Source organism: Phycisphaerae bacterium (genome assembly GCA_024102815.1).
Lineage (GTDB): Bacteria > Planctomycetota > Phycisphaerae > UBA1845 > UBA1845 > JAGFJJ01.
In genome coordinates, this window is the sequence record JAGFJJ010000046.1 from 42,615 (window position 1) to 54,493 (window position 11,879).

The following is an 11,879-nucleotide window of genomic DNA, read 5'->3' on the forward strand; positions in this document are numbered from 1 at the left end:
GCACCGCGACTTCCGGGAGCGTTTGTTTCAACCCTTTTCCTCGAGCGGCGCTTCCGCATCACTCGGAGTGTTGTTTGACAATTGCCGCGCGGCGACGGTTACCGGGGAGACTTCCGGCAATTCGGCCCCGCCCCCCGCACCCAGTTCCTTGAATCGCCGAGCGGAAGGGAGCACTCGAGACTCCAGCGTCCCCACCGTGTCGTTGTAACTTGAGATGGCCCGACCCAGGTGCGTGCCGAGTTTGTCCAGTCGGTCCACGAGGATGCGCATCCTCTCATAAAGTTCCCGCCCGAGGCGGCTGATGTGCTCGGCGTTTTCCGCCAGCCGCTCCTGACGCCAGCCGAAAGCAACTGCACGAAGCAGCGAAATCAAGGTGGTCGGCGAGGCGAGGATGACGCGCCGCTCGCCGGCTTCATCGAGCAGGCGCGGATCTCCCTCCAGGGCCGCGCTGAAGAATGACTCGCCGGGCAGAAACAGCACCACCAGCTCAGGCGATTGCTCGAATCGTTCCCAATAGCTCTTGGCCGAGAGCTCACGCACGCGCGCCCGGACGTGATCGGCATGGCGCGCGAGGTGCGACTTCCGCGAATCCTCGTCCGGCGCGGCGACGGCATCGAGGTACGCATCGACCACGGCCTTGGCGTCCACGATCACGGTCCGCCCGCTCGGGAGGTGGACGACGAGATCGGGGCGAAGCCGCACGTCATCGCTGCTGACTGCCAATTGCTCGTTGAAGTCGCAATGCTCGGTCATGCCGGCCAGCTCGACAGCCCGGCGCAGGGCGAGTTCACCCCAACGTCCGCGGACGCGGGGATTACGCAGCGCCGTCGTCAGACGACCCGTTTCCTGCTGGAGCGTCTGGCTTGTGTGGGCAAGCGACTTCAATTGCTCCTCGAGCGAACCGTACGCCTTCTGCCGCGCCTGCTCGAGGGACTGGACCTGCGTCTCATAGCGTTTCAATGAATCGCTCAGCGGCTGGACAAGCGCCTTGATCGCCTCGTGGCGCTTTCCAAGATCGCCGCGGGCGTCACTCAGCACGACTTCGAGGGTCTTTCTGGCCGCAACAAGAAACTGCTCGGCGTTGGATTTCAGCGCGTCGGCTGATAGTGATGCAAACGCGTCCTTCAGCTTCTTCTCCGCCTCGTCCAGAATCCGCTGCTGCTCGCTGATCCGCCGCTGACCCTCTTCCAGGCGGGTTTCCGCGCGGGCCCGCTCCCGGCGTTCGCTGTCGAGTTGCTCGCGCAAGGAAGCAACGACGGAATCACCCTCGGACAGCCGAGTGCGAAGTCCCGCGGCCTCGGCTTCGAGCGCGGCCATGCGCTGGGCGATTTCGCCCCGCTCGCGCTGAATGAGGAGCTTGCCACGCTGGGTGGCAAAGACCCATGCAGCGGCAACTCCCACGAGTAATCCGATGATGCCGTAAGCGATTTCCACGTTCACCTGCCTGAAGCTGCGACCGGTGGGACTCCTTCCGAATGCCCCATATAATACTCAAGGTAACCGAGTTCAACGACCGTAGGGAATGACGACATGTCTTCGGCGTCCGTTCGCCTGAAAGAGTTGCTCAACGAAAGCACCATGCCCTCGGCACCGGAGCTTGTGGTCAAGGGGGAAAACGGGCGTGTGCGCTGTCTGGCGTGCGGCCATCGCTGCACGATCCTTCCCGGGCGCAGCGGGGTCTGCCGGGTGCGCTTCAACGAGAACGGCGAGCTGCTGGCGCCATCCGGTTACGTGGCGGGATTGGCCATCGACCCGATCGAGAAGAAGCCGTTTTACCATGCCTTCCCGGGACGGGATGCCCTTTCCTTCGGTATGCTCGGCTGCGATCTCCACTGCTCGTACTGTCAAAACTGGATCACGAGCCAGGCCCTGCGCGACGACGCGGCGGTGTCCCGACCCAACTTCGTCGACGCCGAGCGCATGGTCACCGCGGCCGTCGACAACCATGTTCCCGTCCTCGTGAGCACCTACAACGAGCCGTTGATCACCGCGGACTGGGCGGTGGAGATCTTCAAGCTCGCTCGCAGCGAGGGGATCGTCTGCGGGTTTGTCAGCAATGGAAACGCCACTCCGGAAGTGCTCGAATTCATCCGCCCCCACGTGGACCTCTACAAGGTCGACCTGAAGGCCTTTGAGGATCGCAGCTACCGCCAGCTCGGTTGCACGCTGGAAAACGTGCTGGAAACGATCCGCCAGCTCAAACAGATGGATTTCTGGGTGGAGATCGTCACGCTGGTCGTGCCTACGTTCAACGACGGCGACGACGAGCTGAAGCGGATGGCCGGGTTTCTCTCGTCCGTTTCCACGGACATGCCCTGGCACATCACCGCCTTCCATCCGGATTACAAGATGACCGGACCACCGCGAACGCCCACGGAGACGCTCCTTCGCGCCTACGACATCGGCAAGGCCGCGGGGCTCAAGTTCGTCTACCCCGGCAACTGCCACGGCGGCGTGGGTCATCGAGAGAACACGACCTGTCCGTCGTGCGAACGGGTTCTGATCCGGCGCCGCGGGTTCGTCGTAGAAGAGAATCGAATGAAGGACGAGAATTGCCCGTTCTGCGGAACGCGAATTCCGGGCGTCTGGGAGAAGGATCCACCGGCTTCGAGCACCGGTCCGGGGTTCCCCATGCCGGTTCACGTGCCGGAGGGGCCGTGCGGATAGACGAAGCGCCGACGATTACCCCGCTGCCAGATCCACAATTGCGGTGGCCGCGAGCACCAGGCTCACCACACCATTCACCGTGAAAAACGCGAGATTGACGTAGCGATAATCTCCCGGCCGTACAAGCGAGTTTTCGATCACGAGAAGCAGCGCCGCAATCGCCACGCCGGCAGCGTACACCGGGCCGAGATTCTCCAGAATCCCCAGACCGATCAGCCCCACGACGACCAGGGCGTGGGCGAATCGTGCGATCCACAAGGCCGGGGCAGGGCCCAGTCGCGATGGGAGGCTGAACAACCCATCTCGATGATCGATGTCAATGTCCTGGCACGCGTAAATGATGTCGAACCCGCCGATCCAGAAGGTCACCACGCCCAGGAGGACCAGCGCGGACCACCCCAGGCTTGCCGGGTCGATCGCGATCCACGCCGCAACCGGCGCGATGGCAATGGCCGAGCCCAGGTAGAAGTGCGACCAGCGCGTGAATCGCTTGGCAAAGGAATATCCGCAGATGTAGGCCAGTACGGGTCCCGAAAGGAGAATCGGCCAGGTGTTCCCGTACCACACGAAGAAGCCCACGCAGCCCATGGCGAAGGTAACCGCGGAGAGCCCCCACATCAGCCAGGCCGCGGCGAAGGATAGCTTGCCCGCGGGGAGCGGACGATTGGCCGTGCGCGGGTTGCGGGCATCGATGGAGGCATCGACGATGCGGTTGAAGGTCATGGCTGCGCTGCGCGCCGCGACCATGCAGACGATGATGAGTGCGATCTGGCCGGGATAGGGCCACGTGCGGCCTTCCAGGTGCCGCCCGGCCAGAAATGTCGCGATCAACGCAAATGGAAGGGCAAAGACGGAGTGCTGAAGTTTGACCATCTCCGCCCAGGTTCGAACGGCCGAAACCACCGCGGTCATGCGACGTCCCCGCCCACATTCCGCGCCTCGCCGCGATCTTCCTTGCTGCGCTCGAGTTGCTGCGACCAGCGCGTGTTGAGCTCGTGGGGCACGCCCACCAGATCGAGCAGCTTACCGACCACGAAATCGACGAGATCGTCCATCGTTCGCGGCAGCATGTAAAACCCCGGCGAGGCGGGGCAGATGACCGCACCGGCTTTGCTGAGCCGCAGCGCGTTGAGCAAATCGATGCGGCTCATGGGCATTTCCCGGGGGACGACAACCAGGCGGCGCATCTCCTTGAGGGTCACGGCCGCGGCACGATCGAGCAGATTGTCGGCCAGTCCGGCGGCGAGCGAGGCCAGGGTGTTGCTGCTGCACGGGCAAACGATCATTCCGTCGGTCAGAAAGCTCCCGCTGCCGAGCTTGGATCCCACATCTCCGTACGGGTGAATGAAGAGCTGTGCCGATTCCCGCCCGATGAGCGTTTCCGCGGTGATTCGTTGAATGCCCAACTCGTCCAGCAGAAGTCGCTTGCCCAGCGGCGTAACAATGAGGTGGACCTCCGCCGCGCCGTGCACCAGACAATCGACAAGGCGGGTGGCATACTTCGCCCCGCTGGCCCCGGTAATGCCCACGACAATCCGTTTTCGCGATTCGCTCACCGGCGCTCTCCCTCCGTCAGACGAGCCGCCACGCGCATGGGATCCACCCCGAAGCGAATGGACTCTCCGGCCCAGATGGACTTGGCATGCTCCGCGAGCAACCTGCCGAAAGACTTCTCGGCCTCGGAAGTGCGACCCAGGACGCGCTGCGTCACGCCCAATCGAAACAGGGCCTCCGCCGCCGCATCACCATTGGGATAGCGCCGCAGGCATTCCTCCAGGAGCGTGACCTTCTGTGCACCCGCCGGGAGCGCCTTGGCCGATTCGAGGGCGAGATTGTCCTGGGCCTGGGCGTTGGGATAGGCCTTCATCAAGCTCTTCAGTTGATCGCGATAGGACGGATGTCGGGGAATGCAGTCGAGCATGCCGAAGCGCGGTCCGCGCGACCAGATCTGGCCCCCGCAGATCGGATCATACCCGTAGATCGGATCGCGATTGTTGCGGAGCAGATCGCGCAGCCGCATCGCATCGAGGAGCACACGGTCGGCATCGATGGGCAAGAAGCCCGCAGCCGCGGCGTCCTGCGGATCGATCCTCCAGTCAGCAATGCCGTCGGCAACCGGCGCGGTGAGGACCCTTTCGGCGTCAATCCGCCCTCCAAATCGCTGAGCGAGTTCATCCAACCGGGACAGGGCCCGATCGATGTCGCAGTCCCGCGCCTCCAACTCCGCCAATCGCAGTGCCGCAACGGCTCCCAGCATGGACTCGGGACGGTTCAGGGCGATGATCTCCCACGTGGACCGCGACGCCTCCCGCGGGAAACCATCGTAGAACCGAATCCACTTCGTGCGGCGGAATTCCTCCTCGTCGATGCGCAGATCCAGCGCTCTCGCCTTCAGAAACAGTGCATGGTACGCAAATCGGCTCTCGGGGAAGTAGTAGACGAACTCGTCACATTTGTCCACGAAGTCCATCTGCTGTTCGAGAATGACCGAGCGCTGCTGCGAGAGATCGGACAACGCAAACAGCCAGGCGATCTCCGTGCGCTCACGGATCGCCTGCCGAGCAGGACGAGGCAGCGGATGACGAAGCCACTCCTGTTCAACGAATGCTTCCAGAGGTTGAGAAGCATCGACATCCCGGAAACTCGCCCGCGCCGAGGATTCGAGCAGGCGATAGTAAAGCGTGTCCCGGCCTACGTAATTCTCAAAAAGAGCCACCGGAAGAACGAAAAGTACCGCCAGCAGTGGCGCGACCGTTCCCGGACGGTAGTCCACGAATTGGGCGATGATCAGCACGAGTGCGAACACGGCCGTCGCGGCAACGATGGCCAGTACCCACGGGGCAACAAATTTGATCCGGTCGACCGGATCGACAACTCCGACCAGAACGTCGTTCGTTCCCGAGAACGCGAGAATCAGGTAGACCACGGCCGGGACCAGACCGAACATGGCCGACATGAAGCGATACCGGGACCGGAAGGGGCGGACGGAGGCGATCAGGCACGACGCGAGCAGTGTGATTGCCAACCAGGGCATGACGGCCAGAAAGCCGACGACGGCCACGAATGGCAGGCTCGACCAGAACCGGTACAGGAGCGAGATCAGAATGGGAATCGCGATCAGGGCCGCCATCAGCAGCCCGACCACCCAGATCTGCATCTCGGTCTGCTGAACGCTGATGGGTTCCGTCAGGAGTGTGCCCAGGGATATGGTGGAGGCGCTTCCGAAGCGAAGCGCCGCAAGAAGCGATTCCCAGTAACCCTGCGTGGCCGGAGCGAATACCTCACCGCTGCGCAGCCAGAATGCGAAGCTGCCGACCCCTGCGAAAAGAATGAGGTTGACGAGGAGGAGCCCGGCCGCCCGGACGCGGTACCGCGAACCTGCACGCGACCACACGTCTTTGTAGCGCTCCGCGTACGCCTTGGTCGGCTCGTCCCCGGACGGGGACTCGTTGCGTGTCGCGCCGCGGGCAAATGCTGATGGGTCATTCATGGGACTTGCGCTGGGCGATGAGAACCGTTACCGCCCCGAATGTCAGCGGCGTCCACGCGCAGCGTTGGAACCCGGCCTGCCGCAGACGATCCGCCATTTCCGAGGCATCTGCAAACGATACCACCGAACGCGGAAGGTAGCGATACGCGCCCGTACGGTCTCCGCTGATCCAGGTCGCACCGAAGGGCATGATGCGATGGCAATAGAACTCGTAGAGTCCGCGCAGGACACGGTTCTCCGGCCGGGTGAATTCCAGAATAACCGCCTGACCGCCGGGTCGAAGAACGCGATGCATCTCTCGAAAGCCCGCGTCCAGATCCTGGAGGTTGCGAACACCGAAAGCGCAGGAGACGATGCTGAACGATGCGTCGGGAAAGGGCAGCGCCAGCGCGTCGGCCTCGCGAAACTCAATAGAATCCGGCGACCGCTCCCGTGCCAGGCGAACCATGTCTTCCGCGAAGTCGCAGCCCGTCACCGACCGGGGTCCGGCGGCATGAAAGGCACGAGCGAAATCGCCGGTCCCGCAGGCGATGTCCAGGACATCATCCTCTGCATGGACCTTCGCGAGCGAAACCGCCCGCCGCCGCCAGTAACCGTCGCGTCCCAGGCTGAACACGCGGTTGACCAACTCATAGCGCGGCGCGATGGCGTTGAACATGGTCCGCACGCGCTCGCGCTTGTCCTGAACCGCGTGCGGGTCGGTCAGAAGTTGGTCAGTCCAGACGCGTTCGGTCTCGGTCGTCATGGTACAGCACATTCCTGCCCGGTAAGGCATCCGAACGGTGGGCCCTGCATGTATGATAGACGAACGGCGGGAAACCGCTCGGCTTCCCGCCGTGTATCAAAATCGCCTGGCTTTCCCGACCGGACCGACACTATTTGCCGGCCTTGGCAAATCGGCCGGCCACGTCGTCCCAGTTTACCACGTTCCACCAGGCGCTGATGTATTCGGGTCGCTTGTTCTGGTACTTCAAATAATAGGCGTGCTCCCAGACGTCCAGCCCGAGCAGCGGCTTGTAGCCCTCGGTGAGCGGGCTGTTCTGGTTGAGGAAGGACCGCACCACGAGCTTGCCGCCGCTGTCGGCGCAGAGCCAAGACCAGCCGCTGCCGAAGTGCGAAGAAGCCGCGGCCGTGAACTGCTCCCGAAACTTGTCGAATCCGCCAAACGTCGAATCGATCGCCTTGGCCAGGTCGCCGCCCGGTTTTCCCCCGCCCTTGGGGCTCATGTTATTCCAGAAAATCGAGTGGTTGAGGTGTCCGCCGCCGTGATTGTTGACGGCCGTGCGTACGCTGTCCGGAATCGAGCCGATCCCACTGAGCAGCTCCTCGATCGACTTCGACTTCAGTGAAGGCTCCTTCTCAAGGGCCTCATTCAGCTTGGCAACGTATGTGGCATGGTGTTTCCCGTGATGAATCTCCATCGTCTTGGCATCGATATGCGGTTCGAGTGCATCGAACCCATACGGCAGCTTGGGAAGTTCAAAGGCCATGATGTTTGCTCCTCTGCTGAACAATGATTGAGCGTTTCGATTCCCGCGTGGCTGTACAACCTAGGACCGTATGGCGACCCCGGAAGAGCGTCAAGCGGAACGAGCGCCAATGAAGCGCAGGTGTGCCAAATGTCCCGCCGCAAGAATCAAATGGCCGGATCGCAACCCAAGTGCCCACCGAAGGGAACGAACGCTCCCGAAGTCGGCTCATACGCCAGAACATGCCCGGTTTCAATTTCGTAAACCCACCCGTGGAGCATCACGGACTGGTTCGCCAAGCGCTCGGCTACCGTCGGGTGCGTGCGAAGATGCTGAAGTTGCTGGACCACGTTTTCCTGCACGGCCTGCTGGATGTGATCGGGCGAGTCACCGGAGCCCATCCGCGAATGGACAATCCGGCGAACCGACTCGGCGTGGCCGATCCACGCGGTCACGGCCGGAAGGTCCTGCTGAGGGGTGTCTGACATCAGCCGCGTCATCGCACCGCAGTGGGTATGCCCGCAGACGATCAGGTGTGGAATGTTCAGCCCCTGGAGTGCGAATTCGATCGTCGCCGCCTCGCTGCTGCCCGGCAGTCCATACGGCGGAACGATGTTCCCGGCATTACGCATGACGAAGAGTTCGCCCGGCTGGGTCTGGAGGAAGAGCTGCGGATCAACCCTGGAATCGGAGCAAGCAATTACCATGGCGATGGGGCGCTGCCCGTCGGCGAGGTGCCGGTAGAACTCCTTGTTCGCCAGTACCGTGCGTTCCTCGAATCTCCGAATGCCGTCCACCAGCCTGGCAAGTGATCGTTCCATGCCCGCTCCTTTGTCAGGGTCTCAGCGGCCGCCTCCCGCCGAAGTCACCGTCACGGTCACTGTCGCCGGCCGGCTCATCTCCCCCCCAGCACTGGTGCCGACGCAGGAGAATTCCGGCGTGCCGGGTATCAGCGGCGTCAGCGTGACAACGCCCTCCGAAACCGGTATCAACGTAATCGTCGGGCCCGAAACCTGCTCGATGTCAAACATCGTCGCCGGCTCGGCGCCGGTGCTGGTGCAGGTCAGCGTCACGGCGCGCTCGGCCGGTGTCTCCGCCGGGGTCGCCGACAGCGCGACCATCACCCGGGGCGGAGCGCTCACCAGCACCTGGCAGGAGGCGACGACCTGGTAAATGCCGTCGCTGGCAACCAGGCGCAGTTCGATATCACCCTCCTCATTGGCCGTGAATGTCGTGTCCTTGGCCGTGGGATCGGCGAAGGTTCCTCCGCTCGCCGGAATGGCCTCCCAGAGATAGGTCGCAATCGCACCGGGGTTCACCTCGTTGGCCTGCACGTCGCCGGAGTCGCCCACGCTGAGGGTCTCCGGGCAGGACGGCGCAACGGAGATCGAAGTGCAGCCGGCAAGCCATGGAAGCGGGAACAGGCCACCCATTGCGGCAAGCACCAGCCGGCGCCGAGGAGAAGATACGGATGCGATAGTGCTTCGTTTTCCTGAGCCTTGAGCCTTCATGCCGCGATCCCCGCTGCCGATCGTCCTGCGTCCCTGGGATTCCCATGGTATCGCATTCGGGACCGCTACGGAATCGGGGAGATTGCCGTCCCGGCTTCAGCTACCGGGTGAGTCAGCCAATTGACCAGTTCTCCGGAGGACACGCGAGCAATTCGTCCATCCTCCCGGACGGCAGAGAACCGAAGTCGCCGGCAACGGCTGAGCGCCCGCCGGACGAGAGAGAGCGGAGGCGTACGGGTCGCGAAGGCGCTCCGTTACCGTCTTACGGGCAGGTGTTGGGCGGAATCGGCGTATCCAGCGCCCCGGCGTTAAATAGCGCAATCAGCGCCGGGATGTCCGTCACCGTGACCGTGCCGGAGTGGTCGATGTCGCAACTGAATTCGCCGTGTGGAGCCAGAGCCACTTCGTTCTGGCAGCGATCGATCATGGCGATCAGATCCTCTACCGTGGTTTTGGCCGAGGCATTCACGTTGCCCGGATGGGAAATAATGGTCATGCTCTGCGACACGAGTGTGTCACTCGTGTAGGTGATTTTCGTGGTTTCCCGTACGGTCGCCGGACGCGAAAGCTGAACAAGATAGGTATTGTCGAGATTGTCGATGACATCGGCGACCTTGCTGGCGGCGCAATCGACGCCCGTTTCGCAAAGCGACCAGCAGTCGGCGTAGGTGACATCCAAGGCCGCGCCCACATTGAAGCGGTCGAGCCCTTCCGGAAGAGGTGCGGGGAGCATGTCATAGGGCGTCCGGGCGTCAACCAGTTTGCCGCCGACCAGCGGCTTCATCCAGTTGATCGTCGTATTCGGACACGACCGGCAGAGATCCCCGCAGCGCTCGCTTGCTCCGCAGCCCTCGCAGCGCTGGACCAGGACGCACTGCTCGCCCGAGTCGCAGTCGGAACTGTCCAAACATGGCAGTCCACTGTTGCAGCACGTTCGACAGTCGTCGTTCACGATGCAGGCGTACCGGCTGGCCGTGCAGGAAGCCGTTCCAAAGCTCCCTTTCCCTGCACAGGCATCATCCCACGCCACGGTGCAGCAGAAATCGTCGCAGGCGCATACGCGGCGGCAGCACTGGCCGTCCTCGCAGCCGAGGATCAACCCGGAAGGATCCTCGGTGCAGCAGTCCTGGGCGGCGACGCCACAGGTACTGTTCGGCGGCGGTGGGCAGAGATCGGCGTCGTCACGATCGATGTTCAGGCAGAAGGCCGTGTCCACCCGAACCAGATCGCTTTCGTCATAGCCGTCCAACGGAGATTCGTCGTCCTGACGCATCGTGTTGTCGCCGTCAAAACCGAGTTGCCAGTACCACGGGGATGCCGAAGTCGTATTCACGATCTCGATCCAGTAGCACTGGCCGGCGCTCACCGCCACGGGCGTGTGAACGGCGGTGTACTCGAATACCGGGAAGAACAACGTGCTCACCAGTACAGCCGGGGAGACCGTGAGCGTACTGTCCTGCACGAACGGCCCGCCGATGACCGAACCGGGCAGACCGTCCTGATCCGAGTAGTAGGTGATGCGGAACTGATCGACCTGCGGTTCGTCGATGTCGTAGCTGCCCCAAAAGCAGACCTCGCTTACGGAACCGCTGACTGCCGGCCGGAAGTTATCCGCGGACGCCGCGGCGGATCCGTCGGAAAGGCGCCCGTTCGAATAGTCAATTCCCTGACAACGCGCCGCCGGTTCCTGGCAGGGTTGATCCAGGCAGGTGATATTGAGGTTCCCCGGTCCGCCGGAAGCGCCGGGATAGGAGCCCACGCGAATCAGGTAGGTCTGGCCGGACTCCGCCAGGAAATCGACCGACGACTGAAGTCCGCCCGCGCACAACTGTGAATCATCGTTACAGGCCTGGATCCTCGCGTCCGTTCCCGGACAGGTGCATCCGGTGTATACCGCCACGCGCGTGTCGACACTCGGCGCACCGCAGGTATCGACGCGTACAGCCCCGCTGCATGCGGCCGTCCAGCAGAACCACACATCACGGGAAATCCCCAACACGCCCGGCGCCGCCACCGGATCCTCACAAGCAGCGTGATCGAGTCCATCGGTCGTCGCCAGCGAATTGTCGAACGGGAACTGACCCGTGCCATTGATGGGCGTTGCGGAAGCGCAGGCGTCGTTGGCGGGAGCGGCGGCCAAGGGCAGGCCTGCCGGCTCGGCTGGCGAAACTGTCTTGATGTTGCGACTTCCTGCGTGACTGGAAATCGCCGCCTTGCGGTCGATACTGAGGTCCAGTCTGGTCAGCGGAGGTCGGGACGTTGGCGATGTGACACCATCGTCTGCCAACAGCGTTTCCTGTGCTGGGAGAGCCGTTAGAACCCAGGAAATCGCCAACAAGAACAACCCCATCAGCCGATTGGACATCGCGCAGCCCCCCTGATCAAAAGCGCAAAGCGGGGAAGAATCGGCGCGCCGCTGCCCAACCCCGCCTGGAACGCATCACGTGGCATCAAGACCAATTGGCGGGCAAGCGACCCGCCGTGGCACCCCCATCGAAAGGAACCCCTCTTCGACATGACGGGCCTTCCGCTTGCCGCCCGAGAGTCCCCATCATCCGGCTCGCCGGCAACCGCGCCTCGTCGAAAAGGCGATTACACCGCCCGCCAGACAGGCGGTTGAATCAGTATAGCTCCCGGGGAGGTGTCCTTCCATCCCAGCCCGATAAGAGGCCTCATCGCAACCTGCCGCCGATTCTGAGCTTAGAAGACGGTGGCCTTCCCCACTGAGAAGCCGGAAAAGAA

10 protein-coding genes are annotated in these 11,879 nt (G+C 63.0%); 1 reads left to right on the forward strand and 9 read right to left on the reverse strand.

The features are described from left to right. Nucleotides 1-27: 27 nt before the first annotated feature. Nucleotides 28-1,434 (reverse strand): DNA recombination protein RmuC, encoded by a 1,407-nt coding sequence (gene rmuC / locus J5J06_10425; GenBank protein ID MCO6437492.1) that lies wholly within the window; start codon nt 1,432-1,434, stop codon nt 28-30. A gap of 144 nt (nt 1,435-1,578) precedes the next feature. On the opposite strand from rmuC, the gene amrS reads away from it, so the two are divergent. After that, complete coding sequence (gene amrS, locus J5J06_10430) at nt 1,579-2,667, forward strand: AmmeMemoRadiSam system radical SAM enzyme (GenBank protein MCO6437493.1); 1,089 nt, start codon at nt 1,579-1,581, stop codon at nt 2,665-2,667. A 15-nt stretch (nt 2,668-2,682) separates the two neighbouring features. Here the strand turns inward: amrS and J5J06_10435 are convergent, their stop codons facing one another. From J5J06_10435 to J5J06_10470, 8 genes are all read right to left on the reverse strand, one after another. Continuing rightward, the gene (locus J5J06_10435; protein ID MCO6437494.1) at nt 2,683-3,579 is read right to left on the reverse strand and encodes a UbiA family prenyltransferase; all 897 of its coding nucleotides are present in this window, start codon (nt 3,577-3,579) and stop codon (nt 2,683-2,685) included. Then, nucleotides 3,576-4,223: a UbiX family flavin prenyltransferase gene (locus tag J5J06_10440; GenBank protein MCO6437495.1), complete on the reverse strand. Its 648-nt coding sequence runs from the start codon at nt 4,221-4,223 to the stop codon at nt 3,576-3,578. The genes J5J06_10435 and J5J06_10440 overlap by 4 nt, the downstream gene beginning before the upstream one ends. Then, nucleotides 4,220-6,157, reverse strand: coding sequence for a hypothetical protein (locus tag J5J06_10445; protein ID MCO6437496.1), 1,938 nt, complete (start codon nt 6,155-6,157; stop codon nt 4,220-4,222). Before J5J06_10445 ends, J5J06_10440 begins: the two co-directional genes overlap by 4 nt. Beyond that, on the reverse strand, nt 6,150-6,902 hold the full coding sequence (gene ubiE, locus J5J06_10450) for a bifunctional demethylmenaquinone methyltransferase/2-methoxy-6-polyprenyl-1,4-benzoquinol methylase UbiE (GenBank protein MCO6437497.1): 753 nt from the start codon (nt 6,900-6,902) through the stop codon (nt 6,150-6,152). The genes J5J06_10445 and ubiE overlap by 8 nt, the downstream gene beginning before the upstream one ends. Before the next feature lie 130 nt (nt 6,903-7,032). Then, a complete protein-coding gene (locus J5J06_10455; protein ID MCO6437498.1) occupies nt 7,033-7,647 on the reverse strand; it encodes a superoxide dismutase in 615 nt (204 codons plus the stop codon). A gap of 146 nt (nt 7,648-7,793) precedes the next feature. Continuing rightward, nucleotides 7,794-8,447 (reverse strand): carbonic anhydrase, encoded by a 654-nt coding sequence (locus tag J5J06_10460; protein ID MCO6437499.1) that lies wholly within the window; start codon nt 8,445-8,447, stop codon nt 7,794-7,796. Nucleotides 8,448-8,468: 21 nt separating this feature from the next. Further along, on the reverse strand, nt 8,469-9,059 hold the full coding sequence (locus J5J06_10465; GenBank protein MCO6437500.1) for a hypothetical protein: 591 nt from the start codon (nt 9,057-9,059) through the stop codon (nt 8,469-8,471). Between the two features lie 340 nt (nt 9,060-9,399). Next, a complete protein-coding gene (locus tag J5J06_10470) occupies nt 9,400-11,502 on the reverse strand; it encodes a hypothetical protein (protein MCO6437501.1) in 2,103 nt (700 codons plus the stop codon). Between the last annotated feature and the right edge of the window lie 377 nt (nt 11,503-11,879).

Bases quoted from the DNA above. Each gene is read 5' to 3' on its own strand.
- amrS (MCO6437493.1), top strand. From the start codon at position 1,579: ATGCCCTCGGCACCGGAGCTTGTGGTCAAGGGGGAAAACGGGCGTGTG.
- J5J06_10435 (MCO6437494.1), bottom strand. From the start codon at position 3,579: ATGACCGCGGTGGTTTCGGCCGTTCGAACCTGGGCGGAGATGGTCAAA.
- J5J06_10445 (MCO6437496.1), bottom strand. From the start codon at position 6,157: ATGAATGACCCATCAGCATTTGCCCGCGGCGCGACACGCAACGAGTCC.
- ubiE (MCO6437497.1), bottom strand. From the start codon at position 6,902: ATGACGACCGAGACCGAACGCGTCTGGACTGACCAACTTCTGACCGAC.
- J5J06_10455 (MCO6437498.1), bottom strand. From the start codon at position 7,647: ATGGCCTTTGAACTTCCCAAGCTGCCGTATGGGTTCGATGCACTCGAA.
- J5J06_10460 (MCO6437499.1), bottom strand. From the start codon at position 8,447: ATGGAACGATCACTTGCCAGGCTGGTGGACGGCATTCGGAGATTCGAG.
- J5J06_10465 (MCO6437500.1), bottom strand. From the start codon at position 9,059: ATGGGTGGCCTGTTCCCGCTTCCATGGCTTGCCGGCTGCACTTCGATC.
- J5J06_10470 (MCO6437501.1), bottom strand. From the start codon at position 11,502: ATGTCCAATCGGCTGATGGGGTTGTTCTTGTTGGCGATTTCCTGGGTT.